At 63.3% G+C, this 26,222-nt stretch carries 23 protein-coding genes; 13 read left to right on the top strand and 10 right to left on the bottom strand.

Annotated features, from left to right (window positions below):
* A partial coding sequence (locus DK391_RS38420; protein ID WP_162601023.1) for an electron transfer flavoprotein-ubiquinone oxidoreductase occupies positions 1 to 873 on the top strand: 873 nt, incomplete at its 5' end.
* A gap of 82 nt (positions 874 to 955) precedes the next feature.
* On the opposite strand, the gene DK391_RS38415 is transcribed toward DK391_RS38420, so the two are convergent.
* From DK391_RS38415 to DK391_RS38400, 4 genes are all read right to left on the bottom strand, one after another.
* Positions 956 to 2,419 (bottom strand): tetratricopeptide repeat protein, encoded by a 1,464-nt coding sequence (locus DK391_RS38415; protein ID WP_109483229.1) that lies wholly within the window; start codon positions 2,417 to 2,419, stop codon positions 956 to 958.
* Between the two features lie 49 nt (positions 2,420 to 2,468).
* Positions 2,469 to 3,569: a chorismate synthase gene (gene aroC / locus DK391_RS38410; protein ID WP_109483228.1), complete on the bottom strand. Its 1,101-nt coding sequence runs from the start codon at positions 3,567 to 3,569 to the stop codon at positions 2,469 to 2,471.
* A gap of 123 nt (positions 3,570 to 3,692) precedes the next feature.
* Positions 3,693 to 5,630 carry an MFS transporter gene (locus tag DK391_RS38405; protein ID WP_109483227.1) on the bottom strand — a complete coding sequence of 646 codons (1,938 nt, stop codon included), beginning with the start codon at positions 5,628 to 5,630 and terminating at the stop codon, positions 3,693 to 3,695.
* 205 nt (positions 5,631 to 5,835) lie between these two features.
* Positions 5,836 to 6,303 carry a CBS domain-containing protein gene (locus DK391_RS38400; RefSeq protein WP_109483226.1) on the bottom strand — a complete coding sequence of 156 codons (468 nt, stop codon included), beginning with the start codon at positions 6,301 to 6,303 and terminating at the stop codon, positions 5,836 to 5,838.
* Between the two features lie 353 nt (positions 6,304 to 6,656).
* On the opposite strand from DK391_RS38400, the gene DK391_RS38395 reads away from it, so the two are divergent.
* The 3 genes from DK391_RS38395 (at position 6,657) to DK391_RS38385 (ending at position 9,313) form a co-directional block, all read left to right on the top strand.
* Positions 6,657 to 8,012, top strand: coding sequence for an O-acetylhomoserine aminocarboxypropyltransferase (locus DK391_RS38395; RefSeq protein ID WP_109483225.1), 1,356 nt, complete (start codon positions 6,657 to 6,659; stop codon positions 8,010 to 8,012).
* Positions 8,009 to 8,854: an alpha/beta hydrolase gene (locus DK391_RS38390; protein WP_109483224.1), complete on the top strand. Its 846-nt coding sequence runs from the start codon at positions 8,009 to 8,011 to the stop codon at positions 8,852 to 8,854. Before DK391_RS38395 ends, DK391_RS38390 begins: the two co-directional genes overlap by 4 nt.
* 135 nt (positions 8,855 to 8,989) lie before the next feature.
* Complete coding sequence (locus tag DK391_RS38385) at positions 8,990 to 9,313, top strand: Mpo1-like protein (protein ID WP_109483223.1); 324 nt, start codon at positions 8,990 to 8,992, stop codon at positions 9,311 to 9,313.
* A gap of 25 nt (positions 9,314 to 9,338) precedes the next feature.
* On the opposite strand, the gene DK391_RS38380 is transcribed toward DK391_RS38385, so the two are convergent.
* Positions 9,339 to 10,658 carry a YihY family inner membrane protein gene (locus DK391_RS38380; RefSeq protein WP_204117515.1) on the bottom strand — a complete coding sequence of 440 codons (1,320 nt, stop codon included), beginning with the start codon at positions 10,656 to 10,658 and terminating at the stop codon, positions 9,339 to 9,341.
* 106 nt (positions 10,659 to 10,764) lie between these two features.
* Between DK391_RS38380 and wrbA the strand changes: the two genes are divergently transcribed.
* The 4 genes from wrbA to DK391_RS38360 all read left to right on the top strand — a co-directional run bounded on the left by wrbA (position 10,765) and on the right by DK391_RS38360 (position 14,199).
* Positions 10,765 to 11,367 (top strand): NAD(P)H:quinone oxidoreductase, encoded by a 603-nt coding sequence (wrbA, locus tag DK391_RS38375; protein ID WP_109483222.1) that lies wholly within the window; start codon positions 10,765 to 10,767, stop codon positions 11,365 to 11,367.
* The gene (locus DK391_RS38370; protein ID WP_109483221.1) at positions 11,364 to 11,792 is read left to right on the top strand and encodes a DUF2069 domain-containing protein; all 429 of its coding nucleotides are present in this window, start codon (positions 11,364 to 11,366) and stop codon (positions 11,790 to 11,792) included. The genes wrbA and DK391_RS38370 overlap by 4 nt, the downstream gene beginning before the upstream one ends.
* Before the next feature lie 118 nt (positions 11,793 to 11,910).
* Entirely contained in the window at positions 11,911 to 13,338 is a 1,428-nt protein-coding gene (locus DK391_RS38365; RefSeq protein WP_109483220.1) for an FAD-binding oxidoreductase, read from the top strand.
* A 27-nt stretch (positions 13,339 to 13,365) separates the two neighbouring features.
* A complete protein-coding gene (locus tag DK391_RS38360; RefSeq protein ID WP_109483219.1) occupies positions 13,366 to 14,199 on the top strand; it encodes a metallophosphoesterase in 834 nt (277 codons plus the stop codon).
* 6 nt (positions 14,200 to 14,205) lie between these two features.
* Here DK391_RS38360 and DK391_RS45105 read toward each other — a convergent pair whose 3' ends face one another.
* A complete protein-coding gene (locus DK391_RS45105) occupies positions 14,206 to 14,358 on the bottom strand; it encodes a hypothetical protein (protein WP_204117514.1) in 153 nt (50 codons plus the stop codon).
* Positions 14,359 to 14,526: 168 nt separating this feature from the next.
* Positions 14,527 to 15,465, bottom strand: coding sequence for a LysR family transcriptional regulator (locus tag DK391_RS38355; RefSeq protein ID WP_109483218.1), 939 nt, complete (start codon positions 15,463 to 15,465; stop codon positions 14,527 to 14,529).
* A 162-nt stretch (positions 15,466 to 15,627) separates the two neighbouring features.
* Here DK391_RS38355 and DK391_RS38350 point away from each other — a divergent pair, with 162 nt between their 5' ends.
* From DK391_RS38350 to DK391_RS38335, 4 genes are read left to right on the top strand one after another with little or no spacing between them, the layout of a single operon-like run.
* The gene (locus tag DK391_RS38350) at positions 15,628 to 17,202 is read left to right on the top strand and encodes an efflux transporter outer membrane subunit (protein ID WP_109483217.1); all 1,575 of its coding nucleotides are present in this window, start codon (positions 15,628 to 15,630) and stop codon (positions 17,200 to 17,202) included.
* Positions 17,203 to 17,215: 13 nt separating this feature from the next.
* Positions 17,216 to 19,444 (top strand): FUSC family protein, encoded by a 2,229-nt coding sequence (locus DK391_RS38345; RefSeq protein WP_109483216.1) that lies wholly within the window; start codon positions 17,216 to 17,218, stop codon positions 19,442 to 19,444.
* Positions 19,434 to 19,634, top strand: coding sequence for a DUF1656 domain-containing protein (locus tag DK391_RS38340; RefSeq protein ID WP_109483215.1), 201 nt, complete (start codon positions 19,434 to 19,436; stop codon positions 19,632 to 19,634). Before DK391_RS38345 ends, DK391_RS38340 begins: the two co-directional genes overlap by 11 nt.
* A gap of 13 nt (positions 19,635 to 19,647) precedes the next feature.
* The gene (locus DK391_RS38335) at positions 19,648 to 20,511 is read left to right on the top strand and encodes an HlyD family secretion protein (RefSeq protein ID WP_109483214.1); all 864 of its coding nucleotides are present in this window, start codon (positions 19,648 to 19,650) and stop codon (positions 20,509 to 20,511) included.
* 12 nt (positions 20,512 to 20,523) lie between these two features.
* On the opposite strand, the gene DK391_RS38330 is transcribed toward DK391_RS38335, so the two are convergent.
* The 3 genes from DK391_RS38330 to DK391_RS38320 form a co-directional block, all read right to left on the bottom strand.
* Positions 20,524 to 21,393, bottom strand: a complete 870-nt coding sequence (locus tag DK391_RS38330) for a nucleotidyl transferase AbiEii/AbiGii toxin family protein (RefSeq protein WP_109483213.1) — start codon at positions 21,391 to 21,393, stop codon at positions 20,524 to 20,526.
* The gene (locus tag DK391_RS38325; protein WP_109483212.1) at positions 21,386 to 22,456 is read right to left on the bottom strand and encodes a type IV toxin-antitoxin system AbiEi family antitoxin; all 1,071 of its coding nucleotides are present in this window, start codon (positions 22,454 to 22,456) and stop codon (positions 21,386 to 21,388) included. Before DK391_RS38325 ends, DK391_RS38330 begins: the two co-directional genes overlap by 8 nt.
* Positions 22,457 to 22,632: 176 nt before the next feature.
* Positions 22,633 to 24,300 (bottom strand): methyl-accepting chemotaxis protein, encoded by a 1,668-nt coding sequence (locus tag DK391_RS38320; protein WP_109483211.1) that lies wholly within the window; start codon positions 24,298 to 24,300, stop codon positions 22,633 to 22,635.
* A 462-nt stretch (positions 24,301 to 24,762) separates the two neighbouring features.
* On the opposite strand from DK391_RS38320, the gene DK391_RS38315 reads away from it, so the two are divergent.
* Positions 24,763 to 26,022 (top strand): MFS transporter, encoded by a 1,260-nt coding sequence (locus DK391_RS38315; protein WP_109483210.1) that lies wholly within the window; start codon positions 24,763 to 24,765, stop codon positions 26,020 to 26,022.
* Positions 26,023 to 26,222: the final 200 nt, after the last annotated feature.

The raw sequence follows: 26,222 nt of genomic DNA, 5'->3' as shown, positions 1-26,222 counted from the left end.
ATGGTTGGTTTCGTCGTGGGGTTGGGGTACTCGAACCCCTACCTCTCGCCGTTCGAAGAGTTCCAGCGTTACAAGACGCACCCGGAAATCCGCAAGTTCCTCGAAGGCGGCAAGCGTGTGTCATATGGCGCGCGCGCGATTACGGCAGGCGGCCTGATGTCGCTGCCGAAGCTCGTTTTCCCAGGCGGCGCACTGGTCGGCGACGACGCGGGCTTCCTGAACGCTTCGCGGATCAAAGGCTCACACGCGGCCATCAAGACTGGCATGCTCGCCGCCGACGCCGCGTTCGACGCCGTGCAAGCGGGCCGCCATAACGACGAACTGGCCGCCTATCCGGAGTCGTTCAAGACTTCGTGGCTGCACACCGAACTCTATCGCGCACGCAACTTCAAGCAGTGGATGAGCAAGGGCCTGTACCTCGGCACGCTGATGGTCGGCATCGAGCAGAAGCTGATGGGCGGCAATGTGCCGTGGACGCTGCACCACCAGCATTGGGATCACGAGATGCTGAAGCCCGCGTCGCAGTGCAAGCCGAGCGAGTATCCGAAGCCGGACGGCAAGCTGACGTTCGACCGTTTGTCTTCGGTGTTCATTTCGAATACGAACCACGAAGAGAATCAACCGGCGCACCTGACGCTCAAAGATCCGACGGTGCCAGTAAAGGTGAACCTGCAGACCTACGCAGGTCCGGAAAGCCGCTACTGCCCCGCCGCTGTCTACGAGTTCGTGAAGAACGATGACGGCAGCGAACGCCTCGTGATCAACGCGCAGAACTGCGTGCACTGCAAGACGTGCGATATCAAGGATCCGACGCAGAACATCGTGTGGGTCACGCCCGAAGGCGGCGGCGGTCCGAACTATCCGAACATGTGATGCACGTCACGCATGGCCATTAAAAAACGCCGCTCGAATGAGCGGCGTTTTTGTATCAGCGTTTTTGTTGTCACACGCGGACCTACGCCGCCAGCGCTTCCAGCCGCGCGCGCACGCGTTCGAGCACGGGCGCCCACGCACCCACCGACGGCTGCCGGAACAGTTCGACCGTCTGATACCACGGCGTGCGCTCCGTCTCCTCACCCCAGAACCACGCCGAAACGTGATCGAGCATCAGCCAGGTCGGCACCCCGAGTGCGCCAGCCAGATGTGCGGGACCGCTGTCGATCGTGATGAGCACGTCGAGGTTGGCGAGTAGCGCAGCCACGTCGTCGAAGCCCGCCGTAAACTGCGGCGTCAGATCGGCGATATCGATGCCTTGCGAGCGCCATTGCCCGACCGTCTGCTCGCGCCCCGGCGAAATGGCGAAGAACGTTACGCCGGACACGTTCAGCATCTGCGCGATCTCATTGGCGGGAATCGAGCGGCGCCGGTCCCGGATATGACCGGGATTGCCGTTCCACACCAGACCGATCTTTTTGTTTCCCGCTGCCGTAACCGCCTCCACGCGATCACGCCACGCCGCGACGCGCGCCGGATCGGCGCTCAGATAGGCGCGCCCCCAAACGGAAGGGTCATTGATGCCAAGACGCAGCGGCAGGCTCATCAGGCCGCAGTGATAATCGGGCTTCGTGTCGAGGCTGGTTTCGATCGTGATGCTCTCGGGCAGCATGCGTTCGAACAGATGCTGCATCGGCCCCGCATAACCGAAGATCACCCTGCCGCCTTCCTGTTGCGCACGTTCGGCGAGCAGCGGCAGAAAACGCACCGACCACAGGCAGTCGCCGTTGCCCTGTTCGCCATAGACGACCAGCGTCTTGCCCGCCAGCGATTCGCCGCGCCAGTTGGGGCTGATAGCGGCCAGCGCAGACCTTGCGGCGTTCGAATCGTGATCGAAGGCAATACGTGCTTCGTAGTCGAGCCAGCCTTGCGCGTAACGCCCTGCGCGCATTTCCAGCTCAGACAGATCGAATAGCGCGTGCGCGTTGTTCGGCGTCAGTTCCAGCACGCGACGCAGCAGTGCTTCCGCTTCGCCGAAACGGCCCTGTTCCTTGATGCACAACGCCAGCTTGTGCAGGACCACGTGATTGCCGGGCGCCGCGCGCGCCGCTTCCTGCAAAAGGCGCTGCGCTTCGGCGAAATCGTCGCGCTCCTGCACGGCAGCCGCACGCCAGACGAGCGCGTTCGCATCGTTGGCGTCGCGTGCCAGAAGAAGTTCTGTCGATGATTCGACGAGCGTCCAGTCACGCAGGATGAACGCCGTCTGCGCGATGTCGTGCAACAGCCGCGAATCGCAGTTCGCATCGAGCCGATACGCGCGCACCAGTGCATCGACGGCCTCGCGCAGGCGTGCACCGTCGCCATGCGCGGATTGCAGCAGCGCCTGGCCGAGCATCAGCCAGTCGCTGGCCACGGCATCGGGCAAGGCCGTCCGTGCGCGCAGCGCCGCCAATGGATCGGCGCTGACAGGATTGTTATCGTTCATATTGACCGCCCCATCGGTAACCGGCGAGTCTGCCCGAAGGCATACGGCGTTACGGCGCGCTGGCAGCGATCTTCGGCGTATCGACGGCAACGTCGCCGCATTGCGCGCGGTGCCGCAGCGCGTGGTCGATCAGCACCAGCGCGAGCATGGCCTCGGCGATCGGCGTTGCGCGTATGCCGACGCACGGATCGTGACGCCCGAAGGTCTCGACGACAGCGGGCTGGCCGTTCTTGTCGATCGAGCGGCGCGGCGTACGGATGCTCGACGTCGGCTTGATCGCAATCGATACCGTGACGTCCTGCCCCGTCGAAATGCCGCCCAGCACACCGCCGGCATGATTGCCGACAAAGCCTTCCGGTGTCAGTTCATCGCCATGCACGGAGCCGCGCTGACGCACGCTTTCGAAGCCCGCGCCGATCTCGACGCCCTTCACTGCGTTGATGCCCATCATGGCGTGCGCGATGTCGGCGTCCAGCCGGTCGAACAGCGGCTCGCCGAGACCCACGGGCACGCCCGACGCCACCACGTTGATGCGCGCGCCGATCGAATCGCCGTCCTTGCGCAGCGCGTCCATATATTCTTCGAGCTGCGGCACGATCGCGGCATTCGGCACGAAGAACGGGTTCTCGCGCACGTATTGCCAGTCGACGAACGGCACGTCGATCTCACCGAGCGCTGCCATATAGCCGCGCACTTCCGTGCCGAACTTCTCACGCAGCCACTTCTTCGCCACGGCACCTGCCGCGACCGTGGGTGCAGTCAGACGCGCGGACGAACGTCCACCGCCGCGATAGTCGCGAATGCCGTACTTCTGCCAGTAGGTGTAGTCAGCGTGGCCCGGACGGAAGGTATCGGCGATATTGCCGTAGTCCTTGCTGCGCTGATCGGTATTGCGGATCAGCAGCGCGATGGGCGCGCCCGTCGTCTTGCCCTCGAACACACCCGACAGGATCTCGACCTTGTCTTCTTCCTGACGCTGCGTCACATGACGCGACGTGCCGGGACGACGCCGGTCGAGTTCGAACTGGATGTCGGCTTCCGCGAGCGACATGCCCGGCGGGCAGCCGTCGATCACACAGCCGATAGCCGGGCCATGCGATTCGCCGAAAGTCGTGACGGTGAAGAGCGTACCGAGGGTATTGCCGGACATGAGCGTCGTCCAAAGAAATGCGGGGAGAACGCTATTATGCCAGCCCGGCCGCGCTGGCGTGACGCGTCGCGGCCCGGCCGGTGGTCATAGGACAAATGGACGAGGCGGCGCGTGCCCGCAGTGTCACTTCCGCGCGCCGCGCAATTCCGTCACGATCTGCTGAAGCCGCTCAGGCGTCGCTTCGGCGGGTTCGAGCGGCTCGCCGACGGCCAGCGTCAGGCGGCTCATCACGCCCTTCTGGATCGGCCGAGGAAAGCGCGTGTCGGTGTTGCGTGACCAGAAACTGCCCCACAGGCCGCGCAGCGCCATCGGCACGACGGGCGCCGGCTTACGCTTCAGAATCTCAGTCACGCCGTGGCGGAACGGATTCATATCTCCCGTCTTCGTCAGCTTACCTTCGGGGAAAATGCAGACAAGCTCGCCTTCGTCGAGCGCTTTTGCGCAAGCGTCATAAGCGCGCTTAAGCAATTCGGCATCTTCATGCGCAGGCGCGATCGGAATCGCCTTAGCGTGTCTGAACAGCCAACCGACAAACGGCGTACGGAAAATACGATGATCCATCACGAAGCGGATCGGACGCGGGCTTTCCGCCATGATGACGATGGCGTCCACATAGCTGACGTGATTGCACACCAGCACGGCCGCGCCTTCATCGGGAATGCGCTCGGCATGCACGAGGCGGATGCGATAGAACGTGTGCACCATCAACCACGCGACGAAACGCAGCAGAAACTCGGGCACGAGCGAGTAGATGTAGACGGCGACGACCACGTTGAGCAGCGCCGTCACGAGGAACAGCCCCGGAATGCCGACACCCGCCGAGGTCAGCGCGACAGCCATCAGCGCCGACACGATCATGAACAGCGAGTTGAGGATATTGTTCGCCGCGATGATCCGCGCGCGATGGCTCGGCTGGCTGCGGCTCTGGATCAGCGCGTAGAGCGGCACGCTGTAGAAGCCGCCGAACATGGCCAGCAGGAACAGATCGGCAAGCACACGCCAGTGCGCGGGCACCGCCATGAATTCACCCACCGACAGCAGATGCGCCGCGCCCGGCAGCGAATGGCTGGCGAAGAACAGATCGATCGCGAACACGCTGATGCCGATCGCCCCCAGCGGCACGAGGCCGATCTCGATGCGTTTCTTCGACAGTCGCTCGCACAGCAGCGAACCCGTGCCGATGCCGATCGAAAATGTAGCGAGCAACACGGTCACGACATCGGGATTGGCGGACAACACCTCTTTCGCGAATCGGAAAAACGACGAGAGAAACGTCGCGCCGACAAACCACAGCCAGGAGATGCCTAGCAGGCTTAGGAACACCGTCCGGTTCTGATGCGCGAGTTTCAGATTCCGCCAGGTTTCGCTGACGGGATTCCAGTTGATCCGCAAGTCCGGTTGAGACGGCGTCGACGGTGGTACGAAGCCCGATACCCATCGCCCGATCAACGCAATCGCCACGCAACTGATCGCAAGAATCACGGCGCCATGCGCTTCCGAGCCTGCCGCCGCGCCGCCCAGAATCGTGCCGATCAGAATCGCGACGAACGTGCCCATCTCGACCATGCCGTTGCCGCCGACCAGTTCCGACTTTTCCAGATGCTGCGGCAGATACGCGTACTTGACGGGGCCGAACACGGTGGAATGCACGCACATCAGGAACGTGCACAGATACAGCAGCACGGCGTTGTGCAGCCAGAAGCCCGCGCCGCCGACCAGCATCACGCCGATTTCGAAGGTCTTGACGAAGCGCGTAAGCATCGCCTTGTCGAACTTGTCGGCGATCTGACCTGACGTAGCCGAGAACAGGACAAACGGCAGAATGAAGATCGCGGAAATCAGAAAGGCTGCCCTTTCCGGATTGACACCCGAGAAACGCGCCGCCTGATACGTGACAAGCGACGTGAAGCCGATCTTGAACACGTTGTCGTTCATCGCGCCGAGAAACTGCGTCCAGAAGAACGGCGCGAACCGGCGCTCGCGCAACAGGCGGAACTGCGAGCCGTGCTCGTGCGCGCCTCGCTTGGCGGGTTGGGCAGTAGACAACGGACGATCGCTCATGGAGTAGTTGATATAAGGCTGATTTCGCCCGGCTTCAAAGCCGAATGACTGGATTAGCGGATTGGCGGATCGACGGATTGGCGGGCGCAAAAAAAGCGCACGCTAAACGCGCGCGCTTCGAGGATAGTGCAGTCATGCGACAGCGGCATGCCGGCAAGCCCCGCAGCCAGAGCCGTGATCGAGCCGCGCAGCCCCGGCGCCCCGCTCAACGCGACGGCTGCTCCTGCTGCGGCTCGTCTTCAGCCGGCCAGTCGCGGATATAAGCCTTCAGCATACGGTTCTCGAAACCCTGCTCTTCGACCACGGCCTTCGCCACGTCGTAGAACGAAATCACGCCCATCAGCTTGCGGCTTTCCATCACGGGCAGATAGCGCACGTGATGCTCGAGCATCATGCGGCGCACTTCGTTGACGTCCGTTTCTGGCGTGCAGGTGAGCGGATGGTCGTCCATGACCTTGCGGATCGTGCTGCCGCCGACGCTGCCGCCGTTCTTGCTCAGCACGAGGATGATCTCGCGGAACGTCAGCATGCCGACGAGATCGCCGTATTCCATCACCACCAGCGAGCCGATGTCGTGCTCGGCCATCGTGATGACGGCTTCATTGAGCGGGCTGTCGGGCGTGACCGTGAACAGGGTGTTGCCCTTGAGCTTGAGAATGTCGCTGACGCGCATGATTTGTCTCCTGTCGACGAGCGTCGGCGCTCTGGCGCCCCACTCTGGATCCCATGCAAGCTGGTTGCGGATGAAGCCTTCTAAAGCACGAAAAAAGCACAAAAAGGCATGACTGACTTTCGATCCTAGCGGAAAGACCTGCAAAAAGGAAGCACACAGCCGCCGCCGACAGCGCGCCAGCGAACGTCCGCCAGGCGGTGCCCGCAAGCCTTTGGCACTGCGGCGCCGGCCCCGCCGGAAGGCCGCGCGGCACGCTTTCATCCGGGCGATAACGGAGTGGTCGGCACGCAGCGCGATGATACGATGACCTCCACTCTTACCTTCGCCGGGCCGCCGAGGCCTGGCCGTCCACGATGTCCGCCAACCGTTTCGACACGCTTGCGCTGCATGCGGGCGCCGCGCCCGACCCCACGACAGGCGCGCGCGCCACGCCGATCTACCAGACCACCTCGTTCACGTTCCGCGACTCCGACCACGCCGCCGCACTCTTCAATATGGAGCGCGCGGGCCACGTCTACTCACGCATCTCGAACCCCACTGTAGCCGTGTTCGAAGAGCGCGTCGCCGCGCTCGAAAACGGTGCGGGCGCGATCGGCACGGCGAGCGGCCAGGCCGCGCTGCATCTCGCCATCGCGACGCTGATGGGCGCAGGCTCGCACATCGTCGCGTCGGGCGCGCTGTACGGCGGCTCGCACAACCTGCTCAACTACACGCTGCGCCGCTTCGGCATCGAAACGACCTTCGTGAAACCGGGCGACCTCGACGCGTGGCGCGCCGCGCTGCGCCCGAACACGAAACTGCTATTCGGTGAGACGCTCGGCAATCCCGGCCTCGACGTGCTCGACATCGCCTCAGTCGCGCAGATCGCGCACGATCACCGCGTGCCGCTGCTGGTCGATTCGACCTTCACGACACCGTATCTGCTCAAGCCGTTCGACCACGGCGCCGATTTCGTCTATCACTCGGCCACCAAATTCCTCGGCGGCCACGGCACGACGATAGGCGGCGTGCTGGTGGACGGCGGCACCTTCGATTTCGACGCATCGGGCCGCTTCCCCGAATTCACCGAGCCGTACGAGGGCTTCCACGGCATGGTATTCGCCGAGGAAAGCACCGTCGCGCCGTTCCTGCTGCGCGCCCGCCGCGAAGGTCTGCGCGACTTCGGCGCGTGCCTGCACCCGCAGGCGGCGTGGCAACTGCTGCAGGGCATCGAAACGCTGCCGCTGCGCATGGAGCGCCATGTCGCGAACACGCGCAAGGTGGTCGAATTTTTGGCCGCTCACGCCGCCGTCGATTCGGTCGCCTATCCCGAACTGCCGCCGCACCCGGACCACGCACTCGCCCAGCGCCTGTTGCCGCGCGGCGCAGGCGCCGTGTTCAGCTTCAACCTGCGCGGCGACCGCGCTGCAGGACGTGCGTTCATCGAAGCCCTGTCGCTCTTTTCGCATCTGGCCAATGTCGGCGACGCGCGCTCGCTGGTGATTCATCCCGCATCGACGACGCACTTCCGCATGGACGCCGCCGCGCTCGCCGCGGCGGGTATCGCGGAAGGCACGATCCGGCTGTCGATCGGCCTCGAAGATGCCAACGATCTGATCGACGATCTCAAGCGCGCACTCAAGGCTGCTCAGAAATCCGCGGGCGCTGCCGTACAACCGCAACGAGCGGCCGCGAAACCCGCCGATCCGGCACGCAAGGAGTCCGCATGATCGTCGATGTCAACGGCAAACCGGCCTACGTCTACACGGGCGGCAAGGCATTCGACCCCGCCCTGCCCACCGCCGTGTTTATTCACGGCGCCGAACACGATCACAGCGTCTGGGCGTTGCAGACCCGCTATTTCGCGCATCACGGCTTCGGCGTGCTGGCTGTCGATCTGCCCGGTCATCACCGCAGTGCCGGACCCGCGCTGACCCGCATCGACGCGATGGCCGACTGGCTTGCCGCGTTGCTCGACGCCGTAGGCGTGACGCGCGCGTTCGTCACCGGACACAGCATGGGATCGCTCATCGCACTCGACTTCGCGGCGCGCTACCCGGCGCGTGCGACGCATCTCGCCTTGCTGGCGACCGCCGTGCCGATGGCCGTTTCCGACACGCTGCTCGACGCCGCCCGCGAGCGCGAGCCGGAAGCGATCGACATGGTCAACCAGTGGTCGCATTCGACGCTCGCCGCCAAACCGTCCTGCCCCGCGCCCGGCTTCTGGCTGCATGGCATGAACCAGCGTCTGATGGAACGTGTTTCGGCCGCAGGCGAGCCGCAACTCTTTCACACCGACTTCAGCGCCTGCAACGCTTACACGGATGGCCTCGCGCGCGCCGCGCAGGTGACTTGCCCGACGCGTCTGATCGTCGGCAAACGCGAAATGATGACGCCGCCGCGCGCCGCCAAAGCACTCGCGGACGCACTGCGCAACGCCAACGTTTCCGTCGATACGATCACGCTCGACGCCGGTCATGCGCTGATGTCCGAGCAGCCTGACGCGACGCTCGACGCGCTCTACACTTTCGCCAGAGCACATGCTCCAGGCCGTTCACAGGACTCACATTAACCGCCCCGAATCGCGCGCGCCATATGCCGAACGGCCAGGTTGCGCGCGCCTGCCGATAGCAGCACAATGAATCCATGCCTGACCCGTTTCGGCCCGCGCCAGGGCGTCGACACAGGCAGGCAACGGAGGCAGATCATGAGCCATCAGACTACGCACGACGAACACTTCGCCAGCTTCGCTGAGTTCTATCCGTACTATCTGACCGAGCATCGCAACGCGGTGTCGCGGCGGCTGCATTTCATCGGATCGCTGGGTGTGATCGGCTTTATCGCGATGGCGCTCGCGACGGGCGACTGGCTGTGGCTGCCGGCAGCCGTCGTATGTGGCTATGGCTTCGCGTGGATTGGTCACTTCTTCTTCGAGAAGAACAAGCCGGCCACGTTCCGGCATCCCATCTACAGCCTGATGGGCGACTGGGTGATGTTCAAGGACATCTGCACCGGGCGCATTTCGCTTTAGCGGCGACGCGCTCGCGCGTATCTGTTCAAGCCGTCTGCTGAGGCAACGCAGCCGCACCGTCTGCCCCTGCATGATCCAGTTGCGCGGCGCCACGCGCAGAAGCCCGCGCCGCCAGCAAAGTCGCGAGACTCACCTTGAGCGCGTCGTTATCGAGCGCGGCGAGCAGCGTTGCGCTGTCCACGTGCGTCGAATCGAGATTGAGCTGATACGCCAGTTCGGCGCGGTCCACCACGAACAGGTTGAAAAGCCGCTCCACCGTGATCTGATTCGGATTCGCGAGCAGCAGGAATCGCGGACGCTGGCCGTCCTCGTTCAGCTGCACGATCCAGTCGATCGCTTCGAGGTGTTGAAGCAGGCGCACCGTCGTTTCCATGTCACGGCGCAACGCGCGCGCGAGTTCGGGCACCGTGAAGCCGCGTGAGCCCGCGTCGCGCGCATCGACCAGACGTGCCAGCAGTTCGAGTGAATCGAGCAGATCGCTGCCCGGAAAATCCCGCCGATGGAACTGCCCCGTGCGGATCGCGGGCAGCGCTGAGGCAATCATCGCGCCCGCCAGCGTGATGAACCAGCTGAGGTACATCCACAGCAGAAAGAGCGGTACCACGGCGAATGCGCCGTACACCGCCGTATACGTTGGAATGCGCCGGATATAGAAGCCGAAGCCTCGCTTGGCCAGCTCGAACGCAATGGCCGCCGTCACACCGCCGACGATGGCATCGCGCCATTCCACGCGGCAGTTCGGCACGAACACGTACATCAGCGTGAAGGCCAGCACCGTCAACGGCAACGCCGCGCCCGCCAGCGCCCATTCGATCAACGGCGTAATGCGTTGCGCCGCCGTGTAGCTCATCGACTGCGTGAACAGATAAGAGGAAATCGACAGGCTCACGCCGATCAGGATCGGCCCGAGCGTGAGGATCGACCAGTAGACCAGCACGCGCTGCGCGAAAGGCCGCGCCTTGCGCACGCGCCAGATCACGTTGAAGGCGGATTCGATGGTCATCATCGTCATCACCGACGTGACGAACAGGATGATCATGCCGACGGTAGTCAGCCCTTTCGCTTTCGACGCGAACTGGTTCAGATACTTGAAGATCTGGCTGCTGACCTGATCGGGCATCAGGTGATCGGCGAGAAAGGTCTGCAGCGAGACCTGGAACTGCGCAAAGATCGGGAACGCGGTAAACAGCGCGAACGCGACCGTGGCGAGCGGCACCAGCGAGAGCATCGTCGTGAACGTGAGACTGCCCGCTACCTGCGGCACGCGATCCTCGCCGCTGCGTTTCGCGGCAAATTCCGCGAGACGCTTGAGCGCGTCGAGATCGACTCGCAATCTGGACAACAAACCGGCCTCCTTGCCTTCAGTGCACGCGCCGGCATCGAATGCGCCGACAATCTCGCGGCACCGCCAGCGAACCCACCCCTATAATACCCGTTCACTGCCCATGCCTATGAAAGACATACTCGTGCTTTACTACAGCCGGCACGGTGCCACGCGCGAACTCGCGCTGGCCATCGCGCACGGCGTCGACAGCGTTCCCGGCATGCAGGCGCGCGTGCGCACGGTGCCGCCCGTCTCGACGGTCTGCGAAGCCACGCAGCCCGACATCCCCGCCGAAGGCCCGCCCTACGCGGAACTGCGCGATCTCGAAGAGTGCGCCGGCCTCGCGCTCGGTTCGCCCACCCGCTTCGGCAACATGGCCGCGCCACTCAAGTACTTCCTCGACGGCACTACGCCGCAGTGGCTGGCGGGCGCGCTCGCAGGCAAGCCGGCGTGCGTATTCACGTCCACAGGCAGTCTGCACGGCGGCCAGGAATCGACACTGCTGTCGATGATGCTGCCGCTTCTGCATCACGGCATGCTGATCCTCGGCATTCCCTACACCGAAAGCACGCTCACGACCACGCTAACAGGCGGCACGCCCTACGGCGCGTCGCACTTCGCGCGCGCCGATTCGGCCGGCCACGGCATTTCCGCCGACGAGAAAACCCTCGCCGTCGCGCTCGGCGCACGGATCGCGCGGACGGCGGCTTCGATGAGCGAGCGTCCATGAACACGGCGCGCAACGCAGCGTCCCATGACGGCGCGCCGGGCAACCGCGCTGCCGCGACGGGCGCGCTGCTTGCGCTCGTTCTGCTGATCGTGCTGTGTGTCGCGTGGGAATGGTGGCTCGCGCCGCTGCGCGCGGGCGGCTCGCTGCTCGTGCTCAAGGCGCTGCCGCTGCTGCTCGCACTGCCGGGCGTCTGGCGCAAGCGGCTTTACACGCTGCAGTGGGCGGCGATGCTGAGCCTGCTGTACCTGATGGAAGGCATCGTGCGCGGCATGTCCGATCGCGGCCTGAGCGCGCAGCTCGGATGGTGCGAGGTCGCGCTCTCGGGGGTGTTCTTCGTTTGCGCGCTGGTGTATGGCGCGCCGTTCAAGCGAGCGGCGAAGCAGAAGGCGCGCCGCGAATACGAACCGGCCAGCGGCTCCGCCTGACGATCACGTGCAGCGCAGTCACAGCCCTGGCAGCGCTGCCGGATGGAAATCAGCAGCGACAGTCAGCGTCGCATGACGCACAAGACGAACACAACCCGACCCGCTCCGACCGACCATCATGAATGCCGCTGCTTCATCGAGTTTCATCGCCGCATGCGCTGACGCCATCGGCGCCGCCCACGTGCTCACCGACACACACGACACCGCGCCCTATCTGACCGACTGGCGACGCCGCTACACGGGCAGCGCCTGCGCCGTGCTGTGCCCGTCGACGGCGGAAGAAGTCGCCGCGCTCGTGCGGCTCGCGAACGAATATCGTGTTGCGATCGTGCCTCAGGGCGGCAACACGGGCCTCGTGGGCGGCGCGACGCCCGACAGCAGCAGCGCGCAAGCCGTGCTTAGCCTGAAGCGCCTGAACCGCGTGCGCGACGTCGATCCGCACAACAACACGATCACCGTCGAAGCCGGCGTCATACTCGCCGACGTGCAGGCACGCGCCGAAGCGGCCGAACGCCTGTTTCCGCTGAGTCTCGCCGCCGAAGGCAGTTGCACGATCGGCGGCAATCTCTCGACCACCGCAGGCGGCACGGGCGTGCTGCGCTATGGCAATACGCGCGAACTGTGTCTCGGACTGGAAGTGGTGACGCCGCAAGGCGAACTGTGGGACGGCTTGCGCGGGCTGCGCAAGGACAACACCGGCTACGATCTGCGCGATCTGTTTATCGGCGCGGAAGGCACGCTCGGCATCATCACGGCCGCCGTGATGAAACTGCATCCGCGACCCGTCGTGCGGGTGACCGCGCTCGCTGCGCTGCCCTCCCCGCACGCCGCGCTGGATTTTCTGGCGCTCGCGCAACGTCACGCCGGGCCGCTTCTGACCGGCTTCGAACTGATGTCGGATTTCTGCCTGCGTCTCGTGAACCGGCACTATCCGCAGATGCGTTATCCGTTTGCCGAACCGCACGCGCAGATCGTGCTGCTCGAACTGTCGGACAGTGAAAGCGAAGAACACGCGCGCGGCCTGTTCGAAAGGATGATGGAGGCGGCGCTCGAAGACGGCGTGGTCGAAGATGCCGTGGTCGCGGAAAATCTCGCGCAATCGAAAGCATTCTGGAACCTGCGCGAGCACATTCCGCTCGCGCAGGCCGAAGAAGGGTTGAATATCAAGCACGATATCGCCGTGCCGATTTCGCGCATTGGTCACTTCATCGAAGAAACCGACGCGGCGATTGCGCAGGCCGTGCCCGGCGCGCGCATGGTCACCTTCGGCCATCTCGGCGACGGCAATCTGCACTACAACGTACAGGCACCCGAAGGCGTCGATGCAAAGCAGTTTCTGACGCAATATCAGAGCACGATGAATCAGATCGTCTACGACAGCGTGCACCGGCACCGCGGCAGTATCAGCGCGGAGCACGGCATCGGTCAGTTGAAGATCGACGAAGCCGCGCATTACAAGGCAGACGTCGAAGTGCGTCTGATGAAAACCTTGAAAGCCGCCTTCGATCCACTGAATCTGATGAATCCCGGCAAGGTGCTACGCTAGCAGCATCGGAATCGACGAGAGGCGCTCATGAAAATTCGCGTGCTGTCCGATCTGCATCTGGAAAACGACGCGCCCGAGATCATTCCGCATGCGGACGCCGATCTCGTCGTGCTGGCGGGCGACATCCATAACCACGCCGAAGGTCTGCGCTGGGCCGCGGAAACCTTCGACGGCGCGGTGCCTGTCGTCTACGTGCCGGGGAATCACGAGTACTACGACGGAGAGTTCGGCGCGCTGGAAACGGCGATGCACGACGCCGCGACGAGCGTCGACAACGTCTACTTTCTCAACAACGCGGCACTCGTCGATCCGGACGGAAAGTGGCGCGTGCTGGGCACGACGCTGTGGACCGACTTCGATCTGTATGGCGAGGATGAAGAATCGCGCGCGGCATCGATTGCAGCCGCCGAGCGCGTGATGCTCGACTTTCGCGGGCTGATTCAGGTGACGTGGACAGCCGGCAACGACGCGTTCAGCGAGGGCGCGCTGCCGGACAACACGCCGCGCGATCTGACACCCGCCGATACGCTCGCGCTTCACCGCCACGCACGCGCGTGGCTCGAAGCGGAACTGGCGAAACCGTTCGCGGGCAAGACGATCGTCGTGACGCACCACGCGCCGCATCGGCGCAGTCTTGCCGAGCGCTACGCGGACGATCTCGTCTCGGCGGGCTTCGTGAACCATCTGCCGTCGCTGGTGCGCGCGCCTGTCGCACTGTGGGTGCATGGCCACACGCACACGGCATTCGACTACGTGGAAAACGGCACGCGCGTGGTGTGCAACCCGCGCGGCTATCTCGACCGGCGCACGCGCGCGCTCGAAAACGCCGCGTTCACGTGGGACAAAGTGGTCGAGATCTGACGACGCTTACCTGTCCTGCTGGCGCCGCTGCGGCCGCTCGACACGAATCGGCACCAGACGCGGTTGCGGCCGCAAGCGTTTGAGCAGATCGCGCGATGCGGCGATGCCAATCAGTCCGACCATGACGGCGACGCCGATCGTGAGCAGATGCGTATCCATGTTGTCCTCTTCGATTCCAGATGTGCTTGCGTGCCGACAGATCCCGGCCTTCACGACACGTTAGCAAACCCGATGCTGCGAGGAAGTAAGCAAGTGTTGCGGCGCGGCAGCGGGATGTAACAGTCGGTCAAAACCTTTCCACACATATCGCGCCGTGCAGCGGCTATTTCAAGTGCGCGCGAACTGGCGCAATTCGGCCTGATCGGTGGCGAGCGTCGACGGCAGTTCGTCGCGCAGGAATTCGACCCACGTACGGATCTTCGCATCCAGATACTGACGCGACGGATACAGCGCGTACACGTTCATTTCAGACGAAATGTACTCGGGCAGAATCCACACGAGTTCGCCGCTGCGCAGGCCCGCAATGGCCGAGTAGATGGGCAGCACGGCCACGCCCATGCCTTCGCGCACGCCCACGGCCATCGCTTCGGCTACGTTGATCTGGAACGTCGACGCGCCAAGATGCAGCGTTTCCTGACCGTTCGGGCCGTCGAAGGTCCATTCGTCGGCGGGCATCACGGGCGTGATCATCTGCAGGCAGGTGTGGCCGCGCAAATCCGACAGCGTCTGCGGTACGCCATTGCGCTCCAGATACTCCGGCGAGGCCACCACGATGCTGAACGCGCTGCCGAGGCGCTGCGAGACCAGCCCTGAATCGGGCAGACTGCCCGCGAGCACGACGGCGACGTCATAGCCTTCATCGAGCAGATCGGGCATGCGCTGCGCGAGCGTCAGTTCCACATGCACATCGGGATAACGCTGCTGATAGCGGCCCACGGCCGGCACGACGTAGTGCTGGCCGAAGCTGGTCATCGCGTGGATTTTCAGTTTGCCGGACGGGCGCGCGTGGGCGTCGCTGGCTTCGGCTTCAGCCTGATCGACGTAGGCGAGAATCTGCTCGCAGCGCTGCAGATAGCGCTCGCCCGCTTCCGTCAGCGCGATGCGGCGCGTGGTGCGATTCAAGAGACGCGTGCGCAGATGCGCTTCGAGATCGGACACGGCGCGCGACGCGTAGGCCGTGGTCGTATTCAGATGCTGGGCCGCGCCCGTAAAGCTGCCCGCTTCGACGACACGGACAAATACGCGCATGTTCTGAAGCGTATCCATGGTTTACATCCAATCTTTCTGTATGGGAAGGATTGTTGCACGATTTGGAAAGACGATTATCTCATTCTCCGTAAGTATGCGTTACATCCTTACGGGTTATTCGCTAATTGATCGAAAAATATAATTCTCCTCAAGAATCTTTTGTCTTTTGGGGAGCAAAACGTGCAGTTTCCGGTACGAAAAGGGATCGCCGCACTGTCGGTTCTTACGATCTCGTTGATAATCGGCGGCTGTGCGAGCACGGGACACATCGCGCCCCAATCGACCAGCACCGAACCCGCCTCGCTCGATGTCGGCGCCGCGATCCGCGCAGCGAACATCGACGCGCAATGGCCCGCTGCCGACTGGTGGCGCGCCTACAACGATCCGCAACTGAACGCGTGGATCGAGCAGGCACAGGAAGGCAGTCCGACGCTCGCGGCTGCGCAGGCGCGCGTGCGCGAGGCGCAGTCGGTGGCGGGCATCGCGAAGTCGGCGCTGCTGCCGCAGGTGAACGGCAACATGCAGATCCAGCGCAAGCAGTGGCCGGACAACGTGGTCTACGGTCCGGGCGAACTGGCCGGACAGCAGTCGTGGAACAACACCTCCGACCTTGGCCTGTCGTATCACCTCGACTTGTGGGGCAAGGACAAGAACGCCGCCGAAGAAGCACTCGACCTCGCCCACGCGCGCGCCGCCGATTACCGCGCCGCGCAGCTCGAATTGCAGTCGAACATCGTGCGCGCCTATATAGAGATGTCGCTGAACTACGCGCTGCTCGACATCGCGAAACAGACGCTCGATCAGCAGGAACAGGTTGCCGCGCTTGCGAATCGACGCCTCAAGGGCGGTATCGGCACGCAGCTCGAAGTCGCGCAGGCAGAGGCGCCGCTGCCCGAATACGAACGCCAGATCGACGCGATCGAAGAAGAGATTGCGCTCGGCCGCAACCAGATTGCCGCACTCGCCGGCAAGGGTCCCGGCGCGGGCGATTCGATCACCCGTCCGCAACTCGCGCTGTCCGGCTTCGCCGGCCTGCCGACGACAATGCCCGCCGAGCTGATCGGCCATCGCCCCGATATCGTCGCGGCGCGCTGGACGGTCGCTGCGCAGGCGCGCGGCATCGACGTCGCGAAGGCGGACTTCTATCCGAATATCGATCTGCTCGCGTCGGTTGGCGGCTATGCGGCGATGGGACCGCTGTTCAGCTTCCTGAAATCGCAGTCGGGCGGCTGGACGGCGGGTCCTGCCCTGTCGCTGCCTATCTTCACGGGTGGGCGGCTGCGCTCGCAACTCGGCGCGGCATCGGCGGGCTATGACGTGGCTGTCGAGCAATACAATCAGTCGATTGTCGATGCGCTGAAGGAAATCGCCGATCAGGTTGTGCGGATGCGTTCGCTCGATACGCAGCTGAAGGATGCGCAGCGCTCCGTCGCGACCGCGAACAAGAGTTATCAACTGGCGCGCGAAGGTTATCGTCGAGGTCTGACGGATTACGTGAACGTGCTGATCGCGCAGACGCAGTTGCTACGCGCGCAGGAAGGTGTCGCGAAGGTGCAGGCTGGACAACTGCAGGCGCATGCGACGCTCGTGACGGCTCTGGGCGGCGGCGTAATCGATCCCGCCGATGGTCCGTCACAGAAAGACGTGCTGCCGGCGCATGGCAAAGGCAAGAAAACCGACGACACAGCTTCGTCGGACAAGGCAGCCGCCAGTGCATCGACAGGCGCATCGACCGGCACGCCGGCGGTCCACTAACGGAAGCGCCGCGATGTCCTCGAACCCTTCCACCACCCGCACGCTAACGACACCCAGCGCGCTCTACACCGCGTTCGTCGACTGGGCGCGCACGGATGGCCGCACGTGGATCTATCTCTTCAAGGCGCTTGCCGCGTGCTTTCTCGCACTCGGCGTGGCGATGAAACTCGACCTGCCGCAGCCGCGCACCGCGATGACGACCGTCTTCATCGTGATGCAGCCGCAAAGCGGCATGGTGTTCGCAAAGAGCTTCTACCGGATCTGCGGCACGCTGATCGGACTCGTCGTGATGATGACGCTGATCAGCCTGTTCTCGCAGCAGCCCGAGCTGTTCATCATCTCGACGGCGATCTGGGTCGGCATCTGCACGGCAGGCGCCGCGCGCAACCGCAATTTCCGCTCGTATGGCTTCGTGCTCGCGGGCTACACGGCGGCGCTGATCGGCATTCCCGCCGCGCAGCATCCCGATGGCGCGTTCATGTCGGCCCTCACGCGCGTGGCTGAGATCGTGGTAGGTATTCTGTGCTCGGGTTTCGTCAGCGCGCTGGTGTTTCCGCAGCACGCGGGCGAGCAGATGCGCAGCACCGTGCGCGCGCGCTTCTCGTCGTTCGTCGATTATCTGTGCGCGGCGCTGTCGGGCAACCTCGATCGGGCGCGCATCGAGGCGACCAATGCGAAGTTTGTCGCCGATATCGTCGGCTACGAGGCGGTGCGCAGTGTCGCCGTGTTCGAAAGCCCGGATGCGCGCATGCGCAATGGCCGGCTGTCGCGACTGAACAGCGAGTTCATGACGGCATCGACGCGCTTTCACGCGCTGCATCAGTTGATGAACCGTCTGCGCGCGTCGGGAACAGCGGGCGCGACGGCCGCCGTCGCAGCGATCGAGCCGTATTTCCGCGAGATCGCGCCGCTGCTGAGCAAATCGGGCGAACCGGTGCTGACGGCCGCCGATGCCGCGCACGCCGCTGCCCAGCTCGAAACATTCAAAACCGGATTACCGGACCGCATGCGCGCGAGCCGCGCCGCGATCGAACGCGATGCCGACGTGCCGTTGCTCGACTTCGACACGGGCGCGGAACTGCTCTATCGCTTCGTCGACGATCTGCATGCGTACGCGGCGACCTATGCATCGCTGGCTGTCGCCACGCATGAGCGCGAGCGCTGGGTCGCGCGCTACGAGCCGAAGACGAATGGCATCGCGGCGGGCGTCGCCGGTTTGCGCGCGGCAATCGTGATGTCGCTGCTGGGTGCGTTCTGGATCGCGACGGCGTGGCCGAGCGGCTCGACGCTCACGCTGAACGCGGCCGCAGTCTGCGCGCTCGCGTCGTCGTCGCCGACGCCCACGCGCACGGCGTTCCAGATGGCGGCGGGCACGATCCTGTCGTCGACGCTGGCGATGGTGCTCACGTTCGGCATCTATCCGCATATCGACGGCTTTCCGTTGCTGTGCGCCGCGCTCACGCCGTTCCTCGCGCTCGGCGTGTGGATGACGACGCGCCCGAAGCTGGCAGGCTATGGCGTGGGCTACTGCATCTTCTTCTGCTTTCTCGCCGGCCCGGACAACGTGATTCATTACGATCCGAGCAGCTTCATCAACGACGCGATTGCGCTCGCGCTGTCGATGCTGGTCGTGTCGATCGCGTTCGCCGTGTTGCTGCCGCCGTCGACGCCGTGGCTGCGCAACCGGCTACTCGCCGATCTGCGCGCGCAGGTGGTGCTGGCGTGTCGTGGACGCATCGGCCGCTTGTGGCGTCTGCGCACGCGCTTCGAAAGCGGTGCGCGCGATCTGATGCATCAGATCAACGCGCTGGCCGCGAGCGAGCCGGACGTGAAACGCGACACGATGCGCTGGATGTTCGCCGTGCTGGAGATCGGCAACGCCGTGATCGATTTGCGCAGCGAGGTCGACGCGCTGCCGCGCGACGCACGCTACGCGTCGTCGATGCCTTGGCGCGTGAGCCTGCGCACGACCTGCTTTGCCGTGAGTCAGCTGTTTGCGCGCCCTCGCGACGAACGGCTCGACCGCGCGCTGGCCGCGACGGCTGATTCGATCGCCGCCGTCCAGCAGATGCTGTCGACCTTCACGCCACCGCGCGACGAGCGTCATCAGCTGCAACGTATCTTGAGTCATCTGCATTTCATCCGCAGCGCGCTGCTCGATCCGCAATCGCCGCTGGGGCAACCCGGCGATGCAGACGAAGCGAACAGCGACACGCCACAAGGAGTTCGCCATGCCACGTGAGATTGCCGTTCTCGACGCGTATGTGCCTGCCATCGTGCTGCTGTTCGTCGCGGGCGCCGCGATGACCTGGCTGCTCGACCGGGCGATAGCCTGGACAGGGCTGTATCGCGTCGTGTGGCACCCGGCCCTGTTCCGCGCAAGTCTGCTGGTGTGTGTGTGCGGCGTGCTGGGCCTCGCCGTTTATCGTTGATCAGAGTCGAATCATGACAATCAGAAACATCATTGGGTTTATCGCGACGGCCATCGTGTTCGTCGTTGCGATCTTGATCGGGCGTGCACTGTGGGTGCACTACATGGACGAGCCGTGGACGCGCGATGGGCGCGTACGCGCCGAAGTCGTGAACATTGCGCCCGATGTCTCCGGCGCGGTGGTCGAACTGCCGGTGCGCGACAACCAGTTCGTGCACAAGGGCGATCTGTTGATGCAGATCGATCCGTCGCACTATCAGATCGCTGTCGAGCAGGCGCAGGCGGCCGTGGCCGCGCGCAAGGCCGAACTGCAGATGCGGCGCGACGATGCGCAGCGTCGCGCGGATATGGACAGCCTCGTCGTATCGAAGGAAAACCGCGAGAACGCGACGCATACGGCGTCGGCTGCCGAGGCGCAGTATCAGCAGGCGCTGGCCGCGCTCGATGCGGCGAAGCTGAATCTGGAGCGCACGCGGGTGGTGGCGCCCGTCGATGGTTATGTCACTAACCTGAATGTGTATCGCGGCGATTATGCGATTGCCGGGTCAGCCAAGCTGGCGGTCGTCGATAGCAATTCGTTCTGGGTGTATGGGTACTTCGAGGAGACCAAGCTGCCGCATGTGCGCGTTGGCGACAAGGCCGATATCCGCCTGATGAGCGGCGGCACGCTGAAGGGACACGTCGAGAGTATTTCTCGCGGTATCTATGATCGTGATAATCCGCAGAGCCGCGAACTGCTGGCTGATGTGAATCCGACTTTCAACTGGGTGAGGCTGGCGCAGCGCGTGCCTGTGCGGGTGAAGATCGATTCTGTGCCTGAGGGTGTGCTGCTGTCGGCAGGGACGACGTGTACGGTGGTGGTGACGCCGGCGTTGTGATTGCGGTTGTTGCTAGCGCTGAGTCATGAACCCGTCGCGAAATGCCTGCACTTGGGCTTCCAGTGTGTCGGCATAGCCGTCGTCGAAGGAGGCCGACGCCGCGCGTGCCAGTAGATCTCGCATGAGCACCTGGCAGGTGCGTTCGTTCTCGAGCAGCGAACCAATTTTTGCTCGCGTTGCGGGCAAGGCAAGATTCCTGGCATCGCGGCCAAGAAGCGCACAGGATGCGATCGAGTCGTCAAACGCATAGGCTTCCATCAGATCGACCGCATCCGTCCACATCCGTTCCTCGTTACCCGCCCATAGATAGCTTCGCAGGATAAGCAAGAGATCAGAGGCGTCCTTGTTTTCCTGTTGGCGGCGCTCTTCCCACGCAATCAGCTTCAGCAGCGTCAGCGCCGGCAGCGAAACGACTGGCACAATCGTGCCCGCCTCGAGTTCCACCTCGGATGCCGAGTTCACAGCCTCTTTAAAGCCGAGCACGCTCAGGACGACCTCACCCCTGGGTGGCCACGCGATTTGCCCCTCTGGCACTTCGATGTCGCCAAACGGCACGAGATCGAGCGGAATGGTCATGCGCGTATCAGCGTGATCGAACAGCAAACGTTGAGGTGCCTTGTCATCGCGCCGAAGGCTTTGCGTGTTCACCAGCTCATCGATCAGCGCCTCATACGATTCCCAGTTGATGGCGCAAACGGCAACATCGACATCACGCGTCGCGCGCTCCGCGCGAATGTCGTAGACATGCCAAAGGACGATATCGCGGGCAGTCGCGCCGGCCACGACGAAAGGCGTGCCCAGACGCCTCGCGGCATGACTGACCCGTTCGAGGAGCGCCGCCGTCGCGGGATGGAGAGGACGCGCAGCGCTGACGCTAAGCATGAAAATTTTCGATATAGCGCTCGTAGATGCCCTTTGCAATCGACAGGTTGCGGCTATCTCCCGACGCAATGAGATCGGCGTAAACGAGCAATGGATGAACAACGGGAAGTGTCGTGGATGTATCCCAGCCGTAGTCGACAGGTTCGCGCCAGAAGGATGCAAGCACTTCCACATCTCCGTCGGCGGACGGACGCAAACGTGCCGCTTTCAGAAATTCCGCGCCCAGGTTTCGATGTGCGTAGATCGTCACCCGCACTGCTTTGAGCTCCTGGGTAACAAGATCGGCGGCGGCTTCGCCGCTCAATCGCGTGTCGAATCTGGAAAAATCAAAGGTGCGCCACCAGTCGGGCGACGTGGCGCTGTATCCCGGCAATGTCAGCTTGGGCTTGAGGCGAGTCGGATAGAGGCTGACCCATTCGTCGACATACTTTTGCCAGTCCGGGAAAATTCGTTGCCCGTTCTTACGCGCGGCGAGCAGACCACGCGCCAGCAGATCATCGATCACCTGATTGACCGTGCTCAAGGCTGCGCCCGACATCTCTGCGATCTTTCGATAGGGTTCGCTCGCAAGCCCCTGTTGGGTGGCGAGCGCGAACATGACCTGGAGACCTTTGCCCGTCGTCGAGCGTGCAGTAGAGGTGGCCGCCGCAGAAGGCACGCGCGGGCGGCCGACGATCATGATCGTCGCCTCCGGTTCGCGGATGAATACATTGCCTGCTACGTCGAGAAAGGGAATGCCCAGCTCGATCAGTTGTGCTGCCATGCCCGGGTCGACGTAGGGCCTCACCATCATGAGCGGACGACCGTCGACACGAACAGACTTCAGTCTGTTTGATGAAGCCAGCAGAGTACCGATGCTGCTCGCACGAGATTCCACACGGACGGGCATTGACAGTTTCTTGCCGTCGATGTCGAAGCGGATCACGGCGTCGGCCTCGCTGTCCGATCCGGAAGCCGAGACTGTCCTGGCGGTGTAAATTCGCGTCGATATCTGGAAGGCGGCGCACGCGCCGGCCAGAATTTGCTGCTCAGTTATCGACGATGCGCCAATCCGGGAACTCATCCAGCACCTTTTGTACGATTTTCAAACAGTGTACGAGAAAATCGTACAGAGTCAAGAAATCGTACAAAACGTATCTAGTTTATTGAAAATAATGAATTTTTATAAATAACTGCACGATACTTTCTATGCGTACGAAAAAATCATACATCGTGATTTTTCCGCACATCGACTTCCAGTCACCGTAACGAAAACTTCGCCACCGCAGCCTTCAGCGCCTGAGCCTGATCATCCAGCGCGCGGGCAGCCGCCGTCGCCTGCTCGACCAGCGCGGCATTCTGCTGCGTCCCCGCATCCATCTGCGACACGGCCAGATTGATCTCTTCGATCCCGGAACTCTGTTCGGCGGAAGCCGCCGAAATCTCTCCCATGATGTCCGTCACGCGCTTCACGGCCTTCACGACTTCGTCCATGGTCTGTCCGGCGTCCTGAGCGAGTTGCGAGCCGTTGCTCGCGCGTTCGACAGACGCGCTGATCAACCCCTTGATCTCCTTCGCCGCCGACGCGCTACGCTGCGCCAGATTGCGCACCTCGCCCGCGACCACGGAGAATCCGCGGCCTTCTTCACCGGCACGCGCCGCTTCGACTGCAGCGTTCAACGCGAGAATGTTCGTCTGGAACGCAATCCCTTCGATCACGCCAATGATGTCGCCAATGTTCTTCGCGCTGTCGTTGATCTGGCCCATCGTCGCGACCACGCGGCCCACCACGTCGCCGCCCTTCTCCGCGATCGCCGATGCATTGTCGGCCAGCGTGCGCGCCTGCTTCGCGTTATCCGCGTTCTGACGCACGGTCGAGGTCAGTTCTTCCATGCTGCTCGCCGTGCGTTCGAGCGCCATCGCCTGCTGCTCGGTACGCTGCGACAGATCGAGATTGCCCATCGAAATCTCACCCGACGCCGCCGCAATCGCCTCGGCGCTCGCCGCGATATGCGATACCGTCGACGACAAACCGTTCTGCATGTCGCGCAGCGCCGACAGCATGCTGCCGTTGTCGCGCTTGCCCAGCGTGATGTCGTTCGACAGATCGCCCGCCGCGATACGGCTCGCGATTTCCTTCGCGTACACCGGCTCGCCGCCAAGCTGCCGCGCGAGACGCCGCACGACCCACTCGCTGATCACGAACGCGAGCACGATCAGCCCGCCCGTCATCACAGCCATCATCACGAACGAGGATTGATAGATAAACGACGATGCGTCGATGGTCGCCTTCGCGGCCGTGCCGCGCTGCGCGACCAGTTCGTCGACCAGCTTTTCGAGCTTGCCCGTCTCGACCAGCAGCGACACGTCCATCGTGCCGACCTGCCAGTTCATCTGCGACAGGTCGAGCGGCTGCGCCTTCACGAGCGTCACGAAGTCGCGCAAATGACCGCTCCACACGCCGATCGCGGCGGCGAACTTCTTCTGCTGCGCGGCGGCGTCGGTGGAATCGGCGTATTGCTGGAGCGTGTTGAGTTCCGTCGACAGACCCGTCAGGCCCTTGTCGATGTCGGCGCCGAGCTCGTCGCGTTCCTTCGCGGTGGTCGCCGTCAACAGCATCTTCTGGGCGCGGCTCGCGCGCAGCAGATAGCCGCGCGCTTCCTCGGCCGCCCGGCTGGCAATGTGGCCCTGCTCGTAGATGGAGCGCATCTGGCCGTTCATACGACTGATCTGCGCGAGCGAAAACACGCCGATCGCCAGCGTCCCCGCCAGCAATACCGCAAAGGCGAACCGCAAAGTCGTCTTCACCGACCAGCCGCGCGTACCGCCGCCCGCTGCCCGTTTGCCCGAATGTGCCGGCCCTCCGGCCGATTCGCCATCCGGCATGAACCCCGCGCCCGGCTGGTTACCCAGCGAAACTGCTTTCATCGTTATCGTCCCCGCTTGTCGTGCTGCCGGACTGGTCTGTTCCGGCATTGCTGCTTTTCTCTCCGGGATGACGGCATCGCCGGCGATATTCTTGAGGCCGTCTGTCGGGCTATCGTCCCGGTCCTGCGCGTGCAGCCTCGTGGGCCGCGCGCCGCGTCGGATTTATACCGTGTCCAAAATTCGCCGGGCGCGTTTTCCCAGCATTTGCGAGATGGCGTTTCACTCTAATTTGCCTGGCAGCGCGCCATCACGGTGCCGCCCTTGGTGCTTCTCGCACAAAAAACAGGCAATACCGGTGGCCGAATCAGGCAATGGATGTCTGATTCGCGACAAAACTTGGCCGGACAATTAGTGGGAGACACACTACACTTCAACAAACGCTAAAAACACCTGCTACCGCTGTCGGACAGCCCCCCGGCCGCCAGCGTCGGCATCCGAGTCACCTTCTCAAGACCGACCTTCATGGAAACCAGCCTCGACAAAGGCGCCCTGGCTGGCGCCGCTGCATCAGGTTCTGCCCCGGCCACTCCTGCCGCCGCCAAGCCTCAAGCGAAAACCGTCTACTCGATTCTCAGCGCGATCAGCTTTGCGCATCTGATGAACGACATGATCCAGTCGTTGATCCTGGCGATCTATCCGATGCTGAAGGCGAACTTTTCGCTGTCATTCGGGCAGATTGGCCTGATCACGCTGACGTATCAGATCACGGCGTCGTTGCTGCAGCCGGTGGTTGGGCTTTACACGGACAAGCATCCGAAGCCGTACTCGCTGCCGGTCGGCATGGGCTTCACGCTGTCGGGTCTGCTGCTGATGTCGGTGGCGCCGAGCTTCGGCGTGCTGCTGGTCGCGGCGGCACTGGTCGGTTGTGGCTCGTCGGTTTTCCATCCGGAATCGTCGCGGGTGGCGCGCATGGCGTCGGGTGGCAAGCACGGCCTCGCGCAGTCGCTGTTTCAGGTGGGCGGCAATGCCGGTTCGTCGCTCGGGCCGCTGCTCGCGGCGCTGATCGTGATTCCGCATGGCCAGCGCAGCATTGCGTGGTTCTCGGCGGCAGCGCTGGTCGGCATTCTGGTGCTGACGCACATCAGCCGCTGGTACAAGCATCATCCTGCGACGAAGAAGGCGCGTACCGGCCAGGTCGCGCATCCGACGCTGTCGCGCGGCAAGGTTGCGTTCGCGATGAGCATTCTCGTGTTGCTGGTGTTCTCGAAGTACTTCTATCTGACGAGTATCAACAGCTACTTCACGTTCTATCTGATCGACAAGTTCCATCTGCCCGTGCAGGCCGCTCAGGTGCATCTGTTCGTGTTTCTTGCCGCGGTGGCGGCGGGCACGGTGATCGGTGGGCCGGTGGGTGCCCGGATTGGCCGCAAGTATGTGATCTGGGTGTCGATTCTTGGCGTCGCGCCGTTCACGCTGTTGCTGCCTTACGCGAACCTGTTCTGGACGGGCGTGCTGACGATCATTATCGGCATCGTGCTGGCTTCCGCGTTCTCGGCGATTCTCGTTTATGCGCAGGAGTTGATTCCTGGCAAGGTCGGGATGGTGGCTGGGTTGTTCTTCGGTTTTGCCTTTGGGCTTGGTGGGATTGGTGCTGCCGTGCTCGGGCAGTTGGCTGATGCTACCAGCATCGCTTATGTCTATAAGGTTTGTTCGTTCTTGCCGTTGCTGGGGATTCTTACTGTGTTTCTGCCGGATATTGAAGGGAAGCACGTTAAGGCGTAGTGGTTTTTTGGGTTTTTTGCCTTTCGGCGGGTGGGCTTGTGGTCGCCGTTTGTGGCTTTGGTTTTGGTTTCGTATTTCGCTTTTGCTGTCGCTGGCATCCGCGATTTGCTAGTGGTACTTCATGCGTCGCCCCTGTGCGGGGCAGCACCTACTTTTCTTTGCCGCGGCAAAGAAAAGTAGGCAAAAGAAAGCCGCTGAAC

The organism is Paraburkholderia sp. C35 (genome assembly GCF_003121405.1).
In the GTDB taxonomy this organism is placed as follows: Bacteria; Pseudomonadota; Gammaproteobacteria; order Burkholderiales; family Burkholderiaceae; genus Paraburkholderia.
This window is presented reverse-complemented; position numbering and strand designations above follow the sequence as displayed.

Excerpts from the sequence above, each read along its gene's own strand:
- DK391_RS38415 (WP_109483229.1), bottom strand. The coding sequence starts at position 2,419 with ATGAACGATAACAATCCTGTCAGCGCCGATCCATTGGCGGCGCTGCGC.
- aroC (WP_109483228.1), bottom strand. The coding sequence starts at position 3,569 with ATGTCCGGCAATACCCTCGGTACGCTCTTCACCGTCACGACTTTCGGC.
- DK391_RS38405 (WP_109483227.1), bottom strand. The coding sequence starts at position 5,630 with ATGAGCGATCGTCCGTTGTCTACTGCCCAACCCGCCAAGCGAGGCGCG.
- DK391_RS38400 (WP_109483226.1), bottom strand. The coding sequence starts at position 6,303 with ATGCGCGTCAGCGACATTCTCAAGCTCAAGGGCAACACCCTGTTCACG.
- DK391_RS38395 (WP_109483225.1), top strand. The coding sequence starts at position 6,657 with ATGTCCGCCAACCGTTTCGACACGCTTGCGCTGCATGCGGGCGCCGCG.
- DK391_RS38390 (WP_109483224.1), top strand. The coding sequence starts at position 8,009 with ATGATCGTCGATGTCAACGGCAAACCGGCCTACGTCTACACGGGCGGC.
- DK391_RS38385 (WP_109483223.1), top strand. The coding sequence starts at position 8,990 with ATGAGCCATCAGACTACGCACGACGAACACTTCGCCAGCTTCGCTGAG.
- wrbA (WP_109483222.1), top strand. The coding sequence starts at position 10,765 with ATGAAAGACATACTCGTGCTTTACTACAGCCGGCACGGTGCCACGCGC.
- DK391_RS38370 (WP_109483221.1), top strand. The coding sequence starts at position 11,364 with ATGAACACGGCGCGCAACGCAGCGTCCCATGACGGCGCGCCGGGCAAC.
- DK391_RS38365 (WP_109483220.1), top strand. The coding sequence starts at position 11,911 with ATGAATGCCGCTGCTTCATCGAGTTTCATCGCCGCATGCGCTGACGCC.
- DK391_RS38360 (WP_109483219.1), top strand. The coding sequence starts at position 13,366 with ATGAAAATTCGCGTGCTGTCCGATCTGCATCTGGAAAACGACGCGCCC.
- DK391_RS45105 (WP_204117514.1), bottom strand. The coding sequence starts at position 14,358 with ATGGATACGCATCTGCTCACGATCGGCGTCGCCGTCATGGTCGGACTG.
- DK391_RS38355 (WP_109483218.1), bottom strand. The coding sequence starts at position 15,465 with ATGGATACGCTTCAGAACATGCGCGTATTTGTCCGTGTCGTCGAAGCG.
- DK391_RS38345 (WP_109483216.1), top strand. The coding sequence starts at position 17,216 with ATGTCCTCGAACCCTTCCACCACCCGCACGCTAACGACACCCAGCGCG.
- DK391_RS38340 (WP_109483215.1), top strand. The coding sequence starts at position 19,434 with ATGCCACGTGAGATTGCCGTTCTCGACGCGTATGTGCCTGCCATCGTG.
- DK391_RS38335 (WP_109483214.1), top strand. The coding sequence starts at position 19,648 with ATGACAATCAGAAACATCATTGGGTTTATCGCGACGGCCATCGTGTTC.
- DK391_RS38330 (WP_109483213.1), bottom strand. The coding sequence starts at position 21,393 with ATGCTTAGCGTCAGCGCTGCGCGTCCTCTCCATCCCGCGACGGCGGCG.
- DK391_RS38325 (WP_109483212.1), bottom strand. The coding sequence starts at position 22,456 with ATGAGTTCCCGGATTGGCGCATCGTCGATAACTGAGCAGCAAATTCTG.
- DK391_RS38320 (WP_109483211.1), bottom strand. The coding sequence starts at position 24,300 with ATGAAAGCAGTTTCGCTGGGTAACCAGCCGGGCGCGGGGTTCATGCCG.
- DK391_RS38315 (WP_109483210.1), top strand. The coding sequence starts at position 24,763 with ATGGAAACCAGCCTCGACAAAGGCGCCCTGGCTGGCGCCGCTGCATCA.